Origin of the sequence: Streptomyces sp. AHU1, from assembly GCF_045343905.1 — a bacterium.
Classification (GTDB): domain Bacteria; phylum Actinomycetota; class Actinomycetes; order Streptomycetales; family Streptomycetaceae; genus Streptomyces; species Streptomyces triticiradicis.
In genome coordinates this window covers 5,329,247-5,343,337 of record NZ_CP174283.1, presented here as the reverse complement: position 1 = coordinate 5,343,337, position 14,091 = coordinate 5,329,247, and the positions used below count along the sequence as shown (strand labels likewise).

Annotated in this window: 14 protein-coding genes; 5 read left to right on the top strand and 9 right to left on the bottom strand. The window is 72.6% G+C overall.

Annotated features, from left to right (window positions below; genetic code table 11):
* Positions 1-415: 415 nt before the first annotated feature.
* A complete protein-coding gene (locus ACICHK_RS23980) occupies positions 416-1,453 on the bottom strand; it encodes a LacI family DNA-binding transcriptional regulator (RefSeq protein ID WP_406838484.1) in 1,038 nt (345 codons plus the stop codon).
* Between the two features lie 137 nt (positions 1,454-1,590).
* On the opposite strand from ACICHK_RS23980, the gene ACICHK_RS23975 reads away from it, so the two are divergent.
* The 4 genes from ACICHK_RS23975 to ACICHK_RS23960 all read left to right on the top strand — a co-directional run bounded on the left by ACICHK_RS23975 (position 1,591) and on the right by ACICHK_RS23960 (position 7,256).
* Complete coding sequence (locus ACICHK_RS23975) at positions 1,591-2,898, top strand: ABC transporter substrate-binding protein (RefSeq protein WP_406838483.1); 1,308 nt, start codon at positions 1,591-1,593, stop codon at positions 2,896-2,898.
* Complete coding sequence (locus ACICHK_RS23970) at positions 2,895-3,809, top strand: carbohydrate ABC transporter permease (protein ID WP_406838482.1); 915 nt, start codon at positions 2,895-2,897, stop codon at positions 3,807-3,809. The genes ACICHK_RS23975 and ACICHK_RS23970 overlap by 4 nt, the downstream gene beginning before the upstream one ends.
* A 4-nt stretch (positions 3,810-3,813) precedes the next feature.
* Positions 3,814-4,713 carry a carbohydrate ABC transporter permease gene (locus ACICHK_RS23965; protein ID WP_406838481.1) on the top strand — a complete coding sequence of 300 codons (900 nt, stop codon included), beginning with the start codon at positions 3,814-3,816 and terminating at the stop codon, positions 4,711-4,713.
* Positions 4,714-4,949: 236 nt separating this feature from the next.
* Positions 4,950-7,256 carry a glycoside hydrolase family 3 N-terminal domain-containing protein gene (locus ACICHK_RS23960; protein WP_406838480.1) on the top strand — a complete coding sequence of 769 codons (2,307 nt, stop codon included), beginning with the start codon at positions 4,950-4,952 and terminating at the stop codon, positions 7,254-7,256.
* Positions 7,257-7,375: 119 nt separating this feature from the next.
* On the opposite strand, the gene ACICHK_RS23955 is transcribed toward ACICHK_RS23960, so the two are convergent.
* From ACICHK_RS23955 to tsaB, 4 genes are read right to left on the bottom strand one after another with little or no spacing between them, the layout of a single operon-like run.
* Positions 7,376-7,630, bottom strand: coding sequence for a hypothetical protein (locus ACICHK_RS23955; protein WP_406838479.1), 255 nt, complete (start codon positions 7,628-7,630; stop codon positions 7,376-7,378).
* Complete coding sequence (gene tsaD / locus ACICHK_RS23950) at positions 7,627-8,730, bottom strand: tRNA (adenosine(37)-N6)-threonylcarbamoyltransferase complex transferase subunit TsaD (protein ID WP_406838478.1); 1,104 nt, start codon at positions 8,728-8,730, stop codon at positions 7,627-7,629. The genes ACICHK_RS23955 and tsaD overlap by 4 nt, the downstream gene beginning before the upstream one ends.
* Positions 8,723-9,196 carry a ribosomal protein S18-alanine N-acetyltransferase gene (gene rimI / locus ACICHK_RS23945; RefSeq protein WP_406841300.1) on the bottom strand — a complete coding sequence of 158 codons (474 nt, stop codon included), beginning with the start codon at positions 9,194-9,196 and terminating at the stop codon, positions 8,723-8,725. Before rimI ends, tsaD begins: the two co-directional genes overlap by 8 nt.
* Before the next feature lie 17 nt (positions 9,197-9,213).
* The gene (gene tsaB, locus ACICHK_RS23940; RefSeq protein ID WP_406838477.1) at positions 9,214-9,867 is read right to left on the bottom strand and encodes a tRNA (adenosine(37)-N6)-threonylcarbamoyltransferase complex dimerization subunit type 1 TsaB; all 654 of its coding nucleotides are present in this window, start codon (positions 9,865-9,867) and stop codon (positions 9,214-9,216) included.
* A 111-nt stretch (positions 9,868-9,978) separates the two neighbouring features.
* Between tsaB and ACICHK_RS23935 the strand changes: the two genes are divergently transcribed.
* On the top strand, positions 9,979-10,545 hold the full coding sequence (locus tag ACICHK_RS23935; protein ID WP_406838476.1) for a hypothetical protein: 567 nt from the start codon (positions 9,979-9,981) through the stop codon (positions 10,543-10,545).
* 99 nt (positions 10,546-10,644) lie between these two features.
* Here the strand turns inward: ACICHK_RS23935 and ACICHK_RS23930 are convergent, their stop codons facing one another.
* The 4 genes from ACICHK_RS23930 to alr all read right to left on the bottom strand — a co-directional run bounded on the left by ACICHK_RS23930 (position 10,645) and on the right by alr (position 14,051).
* Positions 10,645-10,830, bottom strand: coding sequence for a hypothetical protein (locus tag ACICHK_RS23930; protein WP_151469223.1), 186 nt, complete (start codon positions 10,828-10,830; stop codon positions 10,645-10,647).
* Positions 10,831-11,006: 176 nt separating this feature from the next.
* Entirely contained in the window at positions 11,007-11,540 is a 534-nt protein-coding gene (gene tsaE, locus ACICHK_RS23925) for a tRNA (adenosine(37)-N6)-threonylcarbamoyltransferase complex ATPase subunit type 1 TsaE (RefSeq protein WP_103549205.1), read from the bottom strand.
* Complete coding sequence (locus tag ACICHK_RS23920; protein ID WP_406838475.1) at positions 11,506-12,738, bottom strand: alpha/beta fold hydrolase; 1,233 nt, start codon at positions 12,736-12,738, stop codon at positions 11,506-11,508. Before ACICHK_RS23920 ends, tsaE begins: the two co-directional genes overlap by 35 nt.
* Positions 12,739-12,878: 140 nt before the next feature.
* On the bottom strand, positions 12,879-14,051 hold the full coding sequence (gene alr, locus ACICHK_RS23915; protein WP_406838474.1) for an alanine racemase: 1,173 nt from the start codon (positions 14,049-14,051) through the stop codon (positions 12,879-12,881).
* Positions 14,052-14,091: the final 40 nt, after the last annotated feature.

Here is a 14,091-nt window from a genome sequence, read left to right as displayed (position 1 = left end):
CTCCGAAAGTTTCGGCCGTACAACCGATTGACTTCGCAGGAGTGTGGAGGCGGACGCCCCACCCGTCAATACGCCCTCCCCCGCCCCGCAGGACCGACCTGCCCCCCTGGTGACCCCACCCCCTGCTTTTTCGCCCCCTCCGCCCCTACCCGACCCGAACCCGGGGGCTCCGCCCCCAGACCCCCGCTCCTCAAACGCCGGAGGGGCTGAAACTTTCGCCGACCGGGGCTGGAACGGCCACCACGAAGCACCCGCACCCGGCGACGCACGGGAGGGGACGTGCCGGTACATCGAATGCCCGCAGGCCGGACGGATCAGAACCTGCCCGCACTTCACAACCCCGGTGGGATCCGTTCGGATGCGGGCGGATGTACCGGCACGGCCCCGACCCACCCACCGGACAGACCCCACGACGTCAGCTGGCCCCCGCCGGAGGCGCCCCCGTGCTGCTGCGGACGACCAGGCTCGTGGCGAGCTCCATCCGCGTCCCGGCCGAGGGCCTCTCCTGGCGGCTCAGGTCGAGCACCAGCTTCGCCGCCGCCTCGGCCATCTCCGTCAGCGGCTGCCGCACGGTCGTCAGCGGCGGCCCCACCCAGCGCGCCACCGGCAGGTCGTCGAAGCCGACGACGCTCAGGTCCTCGGGAATGCGCAGCCCCAGCTCACGGGCCGCCTCGTAGAGGCCGAGCGCCTGGAGGTCGTTGCCGGCGAAGACGGCCGTGGGCCGGTCGGGGCGGCGCAGCAGGTCGAGCCCGATCCGGTACCCGGCCTCGTGGTGGAAGTCGCCGGCGACGATCAGCGAGGGGTCGACGGGCAGCCCGGCCGTCTCCAGCGCAGCGCGGTAGCCGTCGACCCGGGCCCGGCTGCACATCATCCGGGACGGCCCGCTGATGGCGCCGATCCGGGTGTGGCCGAGTTCGACGAGGTGGCGGGTGGCGGCGAGGCCGCCCTGCCAGTTGGTGGCGCCGATGGAGGGCACGTCGACGCCGGGGTCGCCCGCCGGGTCCATCACCACGAACGGGATGGACCTGCTGTTCAGCAGGGCGCGCTGGGAGCCGTCGAGGCCCGACAGGACGAGGACCACGCCGTGCGGGCGGCGGGCGGCGACCTGGTCGGCCCAGGTCCGGCCGGGGGTGAGCCGCCCGGCCGACTCGGAGAGCACGACGCTGAGGCCGGCCTCCCTGGCGACGTTCTCCACGCCCCGGATGACCTCCATCGCCCAGGCGCTCTCCAGCTCGTGGAAGACCAGGTCGATCAGCGGCGAGCGGGAAGCCTCGGCCCGGCGGCGCCGGTAGCCGTAGGCGTGCAGCAGCTCCTCGACGCGGGAGCGGGTCGCGGGGGCGACATCGGCGCGGCCGTTGAGGACTTTCGAAACAGTCGGAGCCGACACGCCGGCCTCCCGAGCGATCTCGGCCAGCGTCGCCGTCTGTGGTTCTGCGGACTTCCCAGGCTTCATGGCGGCGATCGTATCTCTGCGCGACCCCTTGACGGACCCATCGGATCGTCTTACCTTCCCGGAACATTCGAAATATAACTCGAAACATTCGCGAGAGATCATCGGCGATCCCTCGCGCTGACCGAGAGGTGCCGTCCATGGAGTCCTACAGCAGACGTTGGTTCCTCGGCGCGGGCACGGCCGCACTGGCCTCTGTCGGCGGGCTCACCGCCTGCGGCTCCAGCGGCGGTTCCGGCGCCGACGGGACGCTCACCGCGTTCGTCTACGGCGACGACGCGGCGAAGATCCAGGTCAAGTCCGTCAACCGGTTCAACGCGTCGGCCGCGGCGAAGAAGGCCAAGGGCAGCATCAAGCTGCAGAAGGTGCCCGCGACCGACTACCCGGCCAAGCTGCGCACGGCGATGGGCTCGCCCAACGCCCCCGACGTGTTCTTCAACTGGGGCGGCGGCTCCATCAAGGCCTACCGCGAGGCCGGCCAACTGGTCGACCTGACCGACGTCATCGCGTCCGACCCGGTGCTCAAGAGCGGCTTCCTGCCGTCGGTGCTGGCGGCGGGCGGGCTGGACGGCAAGAACTACGGCGTGCCCATGCGCGGCATGCAGCCCGTGATCCTCTTCTACAACAAGACGGTCTTCGAGGAGCACAAGTTCCAGCCGCCCACCACCTGGGACCAGTTGCTGGACATCAACGCCAAGCTGAAGAAGGCGAAGATCACCCCGTTCGCGCTGGGCGGCGCGGACATCTGGCCCGAACTGATGTGGCTGGAGTACCTGGTCGACCGGATCGGCGGCCCCCAGGTCTTCGAGAAGATCAAGAACGGTGACGCCTCCGCCTGGGGCGACCCGGCCGTCCTCAAGGCCGCCCAGACGGTCAAGGAGCTGATCGACGACGGCGCCTTCGGCAAGGGCTACAGCTCGGTGGGCTACGGCAACGGCGGAGCGCCCGCGGTCTTCGCCAAGGGCAAGGCGGCGATGCACCTGATGGGTTCGTGGGAGTACTCCACGCAGCTCGGCAAGTTCCCCGACTTCGCCAAGAAGAACCTGGGCTGGTGCGCCTTCCCGCAGATCGAGGGCGGCGCCGGCGACATCCGCAACGTGGTCGGCAACCCCACCAACTACTGGTCGGTGAACGCCCACACCTCCAACAAGGACGCGGCGATCGCCTTCCTGCGGGACTCCGCCTCCCTGGCGTACACCAAGGAACTCATCGCCAACGGCGACGTCCCGGCGACCTCGAACGCGGCGACCCTCCTGGACGCCTCGCCGAACCCGGAGTTCGCCAAGTTCCAGTACGAGATGGTGCAGAAGGCCCCGGCGTTCACGCTGAGCTGGGACCAGGCGGTCGACCCGAACGTGGCGACGCCGATGCTCACCGAGGTCAACAAGCTGTTCGTGGGCAAGTCCTCGCCGACGCAGTTCGTGTCGGCACTCAAGGAGCTGAAGTGAGCCCCACACAGCTCAAGGGCGGTCCGCGCGGCGACGCGGGCCGCCCCCGCTCCGGCGGACACAACAGGACCGGCCGCCCGAGCGCGGCGCTGGCCGTCCCCGGCGTCCTGTTCTTCGCGTTCTTCGCCCTCGCCCCGATGGCCCTGGCCTTCTACCTGTCGTTCACCAAGTGGAACGGCCTGGGCGACCCGGAGCCGGCCGGTCTGGCCAACTGGCGCAAGCTGCTGGGCGACGACCGGCTGACCCAGTCGCTGACGGTCACCGTCTCGCTGACCGTGGTGAGCTGGGCGTTCCAGACGGTGGTCTCGCTCCTGCTGGGCGTGTGGGCGGCGGGCCGCCAGCGCAACCGCGCGGTGCTCTCGGCGGTCTTCTTCGTACCGTTCCTGCTGTCGTCGACGGCGATCTCGCTGCTGTTCTACGCGCTGCTCGACCCGAACTTCGGCATCATCCACAAGGACACCCTCGGCACGACCAGCGGCGCGTTCCTCGCGATCGTGTTCGTCGGCGGCTGGCAGTTCATCCCCTTCCACACCCTGATCTACCAGGGCGGGGCACGGCAGATCCCCGAAGTGCTCTACCAGGCGGCCGCGATCGACGGCGCCGGCCGCTATCGCCAGTTCTTCTCGATCACGCTCCCGCAGCTCCGCAACACCGCGACGACGTCGAGCGTGCTGATGATCGTCGGTTCGCTGACGTACTTCGAGACGGTCCTGATCCTCACCCAGGGCGGTCCGGGCACCGACACGGCGATCCTGCCGTACCTGATGTACCAGGCGGGCTTCAAGAGCTACGACTTCGGCTACGCGAGCGCCGTCGCCTCCTTCCTGGTGCTCGCGGCGACCGCGCTGTCCCTGCTGATGGTGAAGCTGTCCGGCTTCGGCGCGATGCGCAGCACCCGGGAAGGGATGTGACGGCATGTCACACGACACACTGCCCCGTCCCGTGAAGACGGACCCCGCACCGGCCGCCGAGCGGCCCGCGCCCCGCCGCACGCACTGGACCCGGCGCGCCAACCCGCTCGCCGGCGCCGGAACGCTGATCTGGCTGGCCGTCGTGATCATCCCGATCTACGCGATGATCTCGGCCTCGCTCACCCACCAGGACGAGGCGCTGGGGCACAACGCCCTGAAGCCGCCGTCCCATCCGACCCTGGACAACTACGGCACCGTCCTGCACAACGGCTTCGGCCACCTGCTGTGGAACACCCTGCTCGCGGCGGCCGGGGTCGTCCTGATCGTCCTGGTGCTGTGCGTCCCGCTGTCCTACGTGGCCGTACGGACCCGGAGCGTCTGGTCGGGGGCCGCGTTCCGGCTGTTCCTGCTGGGCGTGGCGATCCCCGCACAGGCCGTCGTGGTGCCGCTCTACCTGATGATCGTCAAGCTGGACCTCTACGACAGCCTGCTCGCGATCGTCCTGCCGACCGCCGCGTTCGCCATGCCGGTGTCGGTGCTGATCCTCACCGGCACGCTGCGGGACATCTCGGAGGAGATGTACGAGGCGATGGCGCTGGACGGCGCCTCCACCACCCGGATGCTGTTCCAGCTCGTCATCCCGATGTCCAAGGGCGGCATCAGCACCGTCGTCATCTTCTCGGCGCTGCAGGCCTGGAACGGCCTCCTCTTCCCGCTGATCTTCACCCAGTCCGACGGGCCCCGGGTACTGACCCTCGGCCTGTTCGACTACGTGAGCGAGTTCGGCGTGAACATCCCCGCGATCCTCGCCTCCGTCGTCCTCTCCGGCGTCCCGATCTTCGTCGTGTACCTGGTGGCGCGCCGCGCGCTGGTCGGCGGCCTCATGGGTGTGGGCGGCAAGTGAACGTGTACGACCAGGGGCGGCTTAGGACCTGCCGTTCGGATCAGTTCGCAGACGCGGGGTCTGGCACGCACATCTGCGGCGTTGTCGTCGGTCGCCAACGCTCCGCGTTGACTCCCTCCTCCGCCTTGCATCTGCACGCACCAGACCCCGCTCAGCGGAGCTGAGCAGTCCCGTCGATGCCCTGCAACCTGATCCAAACGACAGGCCCTAACCCCCCTTTCCCCGACAGGAGTTCCATGACCACCGCTCCCTGGCGCGACCCCGCCCTGCCCGCCGCGGCCCGGGTCGACGACCTGCTCTCCCGGATGACCCTGGAGGAGAAGACCGCCCAGCTCTACGGCGTGTGGGTGGGCGCCGACACGGACGGCGGCGGAGTCGCCCCGCTCCAGAGCGAGATGGCCTCCGACCACGACTGGGACGAGCTGGTCACCCGCGGGCTCGGCCAGCTCACCCGCTCCTTCGGCACCGCCCCCGTGGACCCGGCGCTGGGCGCGCAGGCACTGGCCCGCGCCCAGCGCCGGATCGCCGAGGCAGGCCGCTTCGGCATCCCCGCCATCGCCCACGAGGAGTGCCTGGCGGGCTTCACCGCCTGGCGGGCGACGGCCTACCCGGTCCCGCTGGCCTGGGGCGCCGCCTTCGACCCGGAGCTGGTGGAGGAGCTGGGCCGGCGCATCGGCGACGACCTGCGCTCGGTCGGCGTCCACCAGGGCCTGGCCCCGGTCCTGGACGTGGTCCGCGACCTGCGCTGGGGCCGGGTGGAGGAGACGATCGGCGAGGACCCGTACCTGGTCGCCACCGTCGCCACCGCCTACGTACGCGGCCTGGAGTCGGCCGGGATCGTGGCCACGCTCAAGCACTTCGCCGGGTACGCGGCCTCGGCCGGAGCCCGGAACCTGGCGCCGGTGCGGGCGGGCGGGCGCGAACTCTCCGACATCACGCTGCCGCCGTTCGAGATGGCGCTGCGCGAGGGCGGCGCCCGTTCGGTGATGGCCGCCTACAACGACATCGACGGCGTCCCCGCGTCGGCCGACCCGTACCTGCTGACCGAGCTGCTGCGCGACGCGTGGGGCTTCACCGGCACGGTGGTCTCGGACTACTTCGGCGTCGGCTTCCTCCAGAGCCTGCACCGGGTGGCCGGCAGCGAGGCCGAGGCGGCGCACAAGGCGCTGGAGGCCGGCATCGACGTCGAGCTGCCCACGCTGAAGTGCTACGGCGAGCCGCTGGTGGCCGCCGTCCGCGCGGGCACCGTCCCCGAGTCGCTGGTCGACCGGGCGGCCCGCCGGGTGCTGCTCCAGAAGTGCGAGCTCGGCCTGCTGGACGAGGACTGGCGGCCGGAGACCGGCCGCCCCGTCGACCTGGACTCCGCGGGCAACCGGGCGCTCGCCCGCAGGCTCGCCGAGGAGTCGGTGGTCCTGCTGGACAACGCGGACGGCGTGCTCCCGCTGGCCCCGGACACCCGGATCGCGGTGGTCGGCCCGCGCGCGGACGACCCCCTGGCGATGCTCGGCTGCTACTCGTTCCCCTCGCACGTGCTCACGCACCACCCCGAGGTGCCCACCGGGGTGGACATCCCGACCGTGCTCGACGCGCTGCGCGCCGAACTGCCGGACGCCAAGGTGACGTTCTCCGAGGGCTGCGGGGTCTCGGAGCCGGACCGGTCCGGTTTCGAGGAGGCGGTGGCACGGGCCGCGGAGGCCGACGTGTGCGTGGCGGTGCTCGGCGACCGTGCCGGGCTGTTCGGCCGGGGCACCTCCGGCGAGGGCTGCGACGTGGCCGACCTCGGCCTGCCGGGCGTGCAGGGCGAACTGCTCGACGCCCTGGTCGCCACGGGGGTCCCGGTGGTCCTGGTACTGCTCACCGGCCGCCCCTACGCCCTGGGCCGCTGGGCGGACCGCCTCGGCGGTGTCGTCCAGGCGTTCTTCCCGGGCGAGGAGGGCGGCCCCGCGGTGGCGGGCGTGCTGTCCGGCCGGGTCGGTCCGTCCGGCAGGCTGCCGGTGAGCGTGCCGCGCGAGGCGGGCGGCCAGCCGTGGACCTACCTCCAGCCGCCGCTGGGCCTGCAGAACGAGGTCAGCAACCTGGACCCGACGCCGCTGTACCCGTTCGGCCACGGCCGCTCGTACACGTCGTTCGCCTGGGAGTCGGCCGAGCTGCCCGAGGCGGAGATCGGCACCGACGGTTCGTACGACGTGTCGGTGACCGTCCGCAACACCGGTGGGCGCGCGGGCGCCGAGGTCGTCCAGCTCTACCTGCACGACCCGGTGGCCTCGGTGACCCGTCCGGACGTGCGGCTGATCGGCTACCGGCGCCTGGAGCTGGCGCCGGGTGAGGCCGGCCGGGTGACCTTCCGCTTCCACGCGGACCTCGCGGCGTTCACCGACCGCACCGGCACCCGGATCGTCGAACCGGGCGCCCTGGAGCTGCGGCTCGCCGCCTCCAGCGCGGACGTACGGCACACGGCCCGGCTGAACCTGACGGGCCCGGTGCGCCGGCCGGGCACGGACCGGCACCTGCGCTGCGAGACCGAGGTCGAGCGGGTGTCCTGATCCGGCAGGTGTCCTGATCCGGGGGGAGGAGGGCCCGGCCCCCGTGGGCCGGGCACCGGTGGGCCGGGTCCGCGCGTCCGGCGCGGGCCCGGGTCACCGGGACGGGACCCCGGCCGCCCTCATCGGTCCACCTGCTCGAAACGCCACCTGTGCACCGGCCGGGACACCAGGTCCCCGTCCGGATCCGGCAGTTCGGGAAGCTCGGCGTGGTACTCCGCGTCCCACCAGGTGATGACGAGGACCCGGTCCTGGGGCGCCCGCAGGACCTCCTGCCGCACCGGCTCCCCGGGGACCTCCTGCCCCCGTACCCAGGCGAGCAGGTCCTCGCCCCGGCCGGCGACGGCCCGTGCCTCCCACATCAGCGCGACGGTCACGGGTACAGGTTCTCCTTCGCGGTCTCGTGCACGTGATCGTGCGTGTGCGCGTGTCCGTTCCCCGGCACGTGCGGGTCCGTCACCGGCAGCGACGAGTCCGCCGACAGGTCCCAGTCGGAGGCGGCCCGGTTCCGGGCGACCATCTCGGCGCCCAGCGCCGCGACCATCGCGCCGTTGTCCGTGCACAGCTTGGGACGCGGCACCCGCAGCCGGATGCCGGCGGCCTCGCAGCGCTCCTGGGCGAGCGCCCGCAGCCGCGAGTTCGCGGCCACGCCACCGCCGATCATGAGGTGGTCGACGCCCTCGTCCTTGCACGCGCGGACGGCCTTGCGGGTGAGCACGTCCACCACGGCCTCCTGGAAGGACGCGGCCACGTCGCGCACCGGCACCTCCTCCCCCGCCGCCCGCTTGGCCTCGATCCAGCGGGCCACGGCGGTCTTCAGCCCGGAGAAGGAGAAGTCGTAGGCGGGGTCGCGCGGTCCGGTGAGACCGCGCGGGAACGTGATGGCGTCCGGGTCGCCCTCCTTGGCGTACCGGTCGATGACCGGACCGCCGGGGAAGCCGAGGTTCAGCACCCGCGCGATCTTGTCGAAGGCCTCGCCCGCCGCGTCGTCGATGGTCGCGCCCATCGGCCGTACGTCGGAGGTGATGTCGGTGGACAGCAGCAGCGAGGAGTGGCCGCCGGACACCAGCAGGGCCATCGTCGGCTCCGGCAGCGCGCCGTGCTCCAGCTGGTCCACGCAGATGTGGGAGGCGAGGTGGTTCACGCCGTACAGCGGCTTGCCGAGCGCGTACGCGTACGCCTTCGCGGCCGAGACCCCGACGAGCAGCGCCCCGGCGAGTCCGGGCCCCGCGGTGACCGCGATGCCGTCCAGGTCCCTGGCCGAGACCCCCGCCTCCTTCAGCGCCCGCTCGATCGTCGGGACCATCGCCTCCAGGTGCGCCCGGGACGCGACCTCGGGCACGACCCCGCCGAAGCGCGCGTGCTCGTCGACGCTCGACGCGATGGCGTCGGCGAGCAGGGTGTGGCCGCGGACGATGCCGACGCCGGTCTCGTCGCAGGAGGTCTCGATGCCGAGGACGAGCGGTTCGTCAGCCATGGGTCTCTGTTCCTTGTACGGAGGTCGATGGGTCCTGCAGGCGCATCACCAGGGCGTCCACGTTCCCCGGCTGGTAGTAGCCGCGCCGGAAGCCGATGGGCTCGAAGCCGAAGCGCTCGTAGAGCTTCTGCGCGCGGACGTTGTCCACGCGGCACTCCAGCATCACCTCGGCGCAGTCGAAGTCGGTCGCGGCCCGCAGCAGTTCGGTGAGCAGCCGGCCCCCGAGGCCGGTGCCCCACTGGTCCCGCCGCACCGCGATCGTCTGCACGTCGCCCAGGTCCCCCGAGGCGGCGAGCCCGGCGTACCCGACGAGCCGGTCGCCGTCGCAGGCGACCAGGTAGCGGCGGGTCGCCTCGGGCCCGCGGGCGTGGGCCAGTTCGGACCAGAACATGCCCCGGGACCAGGCGTCCACGGGGAACAGTTCCTTCTCCAGCTCCAGGACGGGATCGATGTCCCACCAGCGCATCTCGCGCAGCACGACGGTCACTTGGGGGTGACCACCTTGTAGTTCTTGGGCACCTGCGCGTCCGGGCGGCGCAGGTACAGCGGTCTGGGCGGCTCCAGCTCCTCGTCGGCGGCCAGCCTCTCGGCGGCCAGGGAGGCCAGGGCCGCGGCCGAGACGTTCTCGGGCGCGCGGGCGTCCGCGAAGGTGTCGGGGTAAAGGAGGGCGCCCGCGCCGACGGCGGGCAGCGCGGCGACCTCCCCGTCGATCTCGGCGGGGCGGTCCACGGCGGGCTCCGACAGCCGGGTGCGGCGGTCGGCGTACCGGGCCCAGTAGACCTCCTTGCGGCGGGCGTCCGTGGCGACGACGAACGGTCCCTCCACGTCGGCCGCGTACGCGAGCCCGTCGAGGGTGCACACGCCGTGCACGGGCACGCCGAGCGCGAGCGAGAAGGTGTCCGCGGTCATGAGGCCGACGCGCAGCCCCGTGTACGGGCCGGGGCCGACGCCCACGACGATGCCGGTGACGGCGTCCAGCCTGAGGCCTGCCTCGGCGAGCACCCGGTCCACGGCCGGCAGCAGCAGCTCTCCGTGCCGGCGCGCGTCCACCTGGCTCGACGAGGCGATGACGGACGTGCCGTCGTGCAGGGCGACGGTCACGGCGGGGGTGGCGGTATCCAGAGCGAGCAAGAGCACGCGAACAGCGTACGGCGCCGGAGCCCGGAGCAAGGCCGCCCGGGACTCCCGTCCCCCGGCTGCTACCGTCAACAGCAAGGACGTACGAAGGTCGAGAGGTGGACACACAAGGTGGCTAGGAGCAGCTCGGGAATCGTGGCCGGGCTCACCGTGGCGGCGCTCGCCGCAGTCGGCTTCCTCGCCTTCCAGGCATCCGCGAACGTTCCGGACACCCTGGGCGACAAGCCGAGCGTGAGCGTGCCGGCCAAGTCCTCCGCACCGAAGGCGCCCAAGGCACCCAAGGCCAAGAAGGACCCGAACGCGCTGCCGGCCCCGTCCGGCACCGGTGTGCGGGTCGTCTACTCGCTCGGCGCCGACCGGGTGTGGCTCGTCGGCGCGGGCGGCAAGGTGAAGCGCACCTTCGCGGTCACCCCGGGCACGGTCGACCCGGCCGCCGGCACCTACGCCGTCACGTCGCGGACGGGCTCGGCCCCCGGGTCCGACGGGACGCAGATCGAGCACATCGTGCGGTTCACGCTGTCCGACGGCATCGCCATCGGCTTCAGCGCCGCGGTGAACGGCTCCACGGAGGCTCCCGACCCCGAGAAGAAGCTCGGCGGCATCCGCTCCTCGCGCGCCGACGGCGACGCGATGTGGGCCTTCGCCACCGTGGGCGCGAAGGTCGTCGTCGTCCGATAGCCGTGCGCCGGTGATCGTGATCCGGCGATCGTGATCCGGCAGTCGTGAATCAGGCGGGAGCGCCCCGCGGCGCCCGTCGCGGGCGGCCCCGCCCCGGCGTCAGGCGGCCCTGGACGGGCGCTCCGCGCCGGGTTCGCGCAGAGGCGCGAGGGGCGGCCTGGAGACCGCCTCGGCCGCGGCGCACGCCGCCAGCAGCTCCCGCATCGACACCCCGGCCACCGCGCGCGGCGCGGCCGGCACGTCATGCTCTGAAGCCGGCACTGCAGCCGACTCTGATGCCGACATGGACGCCTCCTCGGGCTTCGGGGGCAGGCGTGGTTAGGTAGACCTAACCACGTACTGATGTCCATGTGACCACGGCCGGGACGCCGAACGCAATGTTTTGCCGACGGCCTGTCGGAAACGTTGGCCGAACGTACGAGCGGTGTGCGCCATGCGCGAGCGGTGCGCGCCCGCCCCGCTCAGGCCGCGAGCACCGTCAGGTCGGCGGAGGCCCAGCGCCGCCCCAGCCCCGTCACCGTCACGTGCCGCACCTCGTCGGTGGTGTCGCCGACGGCCCGGTGGATGACCACGTGCAGGCGGTCGTCGGTCAGCTCCTCGACCTTGCCCTCGCCCCACTCCACGACGATCACGGAGTCGGAGAGCGAGACGTCGAGGTCGAGGTCCTCCATCTCGTCGAGCCCGCCGCCGAGGCGGTACGCGTCCACGTGCACGAGCGGAGGACCGTCGCCGAGGGAGGGGTGCACACGGGCGATGACGAAGGTCGGCGAGGTGACGGCGCCGCGGACGCCGAGCCCCTCGCCGAGTCCGCGGGTCAGCGTGGTCTTGCCCGCGCCGAGCTCGCCGTTCAGCATCACGAGGTCGCCCGCGCGCAGCAGCTTGGCCAGTCTGCGGCCCAACTCCTGCATCTGTTCAGGAGAGTTGACGGTGATCTGCGCGCCGACGCCGTCCTGGGCGGGCTCAGCCGGGTTGTGCGCTGCTGCTGGTGCTTCCATAAGGGCCCACGGTAGCCCCTGCCGGCACGGCTCCCGCCCGCACGAGGAGGTCCGCGAGGCGGTCTATGACGACCTCGGGGTGCTCCAGCATGACCAGGTGTCCCGCGTCGGGGACGAGGACCAGCTCGGCGTCCGGCAGCAGATCGGCGATCGCCTCGCTGTGCTCGCTCGGCGTCACCAGGTCCTTGACCCCGGCGAGGACGAGGACGGGCAGCTCGGCGAAACGGGCCAGCGCGGCGGTCTTGTCGTGCTCGGTGAACGCCGGGTAGAACTCGGCGACCACGTCGATCGGCGTTCCCTCGATCATCCGTTCGGCGAACCGCACGACGGCCGGATCGACGTCCCGGCTCGCGAACGAGTACCGCTTGATGATCCCGGCGAACAGGTCGGCCGTGGCCCGCCGTCCCCGCTCCACCAGGGCCGCCTGCTGCCCGAGCGCCTTCAGCACCCCGGGGAGCACGCGCCGCACGGCGGCGACGCCCGCGACGGGCAGCCCGAAGTTGACCTCGCCGAGCCGCCCCGACGACGTGCCGACCAGGGCGACGCCGACGACCCGGTCGCGGATCAGCTCGGGGAACTGCTCGGCGAGCGCCATGACGGTCATGCCGCCCATGGAGTGCCCCACGAGCACGATCGGGCCCTCGGGCACCGCCGCCTCGATGACGGCCAGCAGGTCGCGGCCGAGCTGGTCGATGGTGACCGGCTTGCGGTCCTCCAGCTGGGCCACGCCCCGCCCGGAGCGCCCGTGGCTGCGCTGGTCCCAGTGCACCGTGCGCACGACACCGCGCAGCGCGGCGCGCTGGAAGTGCCAGGAGTCCTGGCTCAGGCAGTAGCCGTGGCTGAAGACGACGGTGACGGGGGCGGGGGCCTTGCGGCCGAAGAGCCGGCGCCGGCGCGGGGCGAGCGAGGCCTCCGGTTCGGCCTCGTCGACCTCGTAGTACAGCTCGGTGCCGTCGTCCGAGAAGGCCTTGCCGGGCGTACCGCGCAGGGTGCCGTACGGGCCGGTCGAGTCGAGGGCGAGGCGCGCCTTCTTGCGCATGCCGCGCCCGACCGTGAGCCGTTCGATGGCGACTCCGGCCGCGGCGCCCGCCGCGACCACGCCTATCGCGGCACCCGCGACGCCGGCCTTGCGCCAGTTCCCGGCGGAGGAGGCGGCCGAGGCCGCGCTCACGACGGCCTCCGCACTGGTCTCGCTCACGTACCGCTCCTCTTCGCTCCGGCTCTCGGCTGTCCGCTGTCGGCTCTGGGCTGTGCGCGCGCCGGTACGGCCTGGTCCGCCGTGTGCCGCCCGCCGATCCTCGCTCGCCGGGCCCCGCGCGCCTGTTCGGCTAAGGGGTGTTACCCGCCTTGTTCCTCTTTCACTTTCACGTAGACGCGCGGAACGCGGGTTCCGATGCGGGTCACGATTTCGTACGCGATCGTGCCCGCCGCGCGCGCCCAGTCCTCGGCGGTGGGCTCACCTCCGTCGCCGGGCCCGAACAGGACCGCGGGGGCGCCGGGCTCCGGCTCGTCGCCGCCGAGGTCGACGACGAACTGGTCCATGGCGACCCGGCCCGCGACGGTGCGCCACTTGCCGCCGACCAGGACGGGGCCGGTGCCCGAGGCGTGCCGCGGGACACCGTCCGCGTAGCCGACGGGGACGAGGCCGAGGGTGGTCTCGCCCGGGGTGACGTAGTGATGGCCGTAGCTCACGCCGTGGCCGGCCGGTACGTGCTTGACCAGCGCGAGCGACGCGCTCAGCGTCATCACCGGGCGCAGTCCGAAGTCGGCGGGGGTGCCGATCTCGGGGCTCGGCGAGATCCCGTAGACCGCGATCCCGGTCCGCACGAGATCGAAGTGGCTCTCGGGGAGGGTCAGGGTCGCGGGCGAGTTGGCGATGTGCCGCACCTCGGGGCGGACGCCCTGTTCCTCGGCGTACGCGACCATCTCGCGGAAGAGCGCGAGCTGGGCCTGGATCGAGGGGTGGCCCGGCTCGTCGGCGCAGGCGAAGTGGGACCACAGTCCGGTGACGGTGATCAGGCCGCGCGCCTCGGCGGCGAGGGCCCCGGCCACGAGCTCCGCCCAGTCGGCGGGCTGGCAGCCGGCGCGCCCGAGGCCGGTGTCGGCCTTGAGCTGCACCCTGGCACGCGTCCCGACGGCCTCGGCGGCCGCCACGGCCTCCCGCAGCGCCCACATCCCGCTGACCGACACGTCGATGTCGGCCTCGATCGCCTCGGCCCAGGGGCCGCCCGGGGTCCAGAGCCAGCACATGACGCGGCCCGGCAGACCGGCGGCCCGCAGGGCGAGCGCCTCCTCCGGGGTGGCCGTGCCGAGCCAGGTGGCGCCCGCCTCGCGCGCGGCGCGGGCGCACTGGACCGCGCCGTGGCCGTACGCGTCGGACTTGACCACGGCCATCAGGGCCGCGGTCGGCGCGTGGGCGCGCAGGGTCCGCACGTTGGCCCGCAGGGCGGCCAGATCGATCTCGGCGCGGGCGCGCAGGGGCGCGGTCCGTGGGTGTGCTGTCTCTGTCATCGCGCCCCAGTCTCTCAGAGGCGCGCGGCGGCCTTCCGGC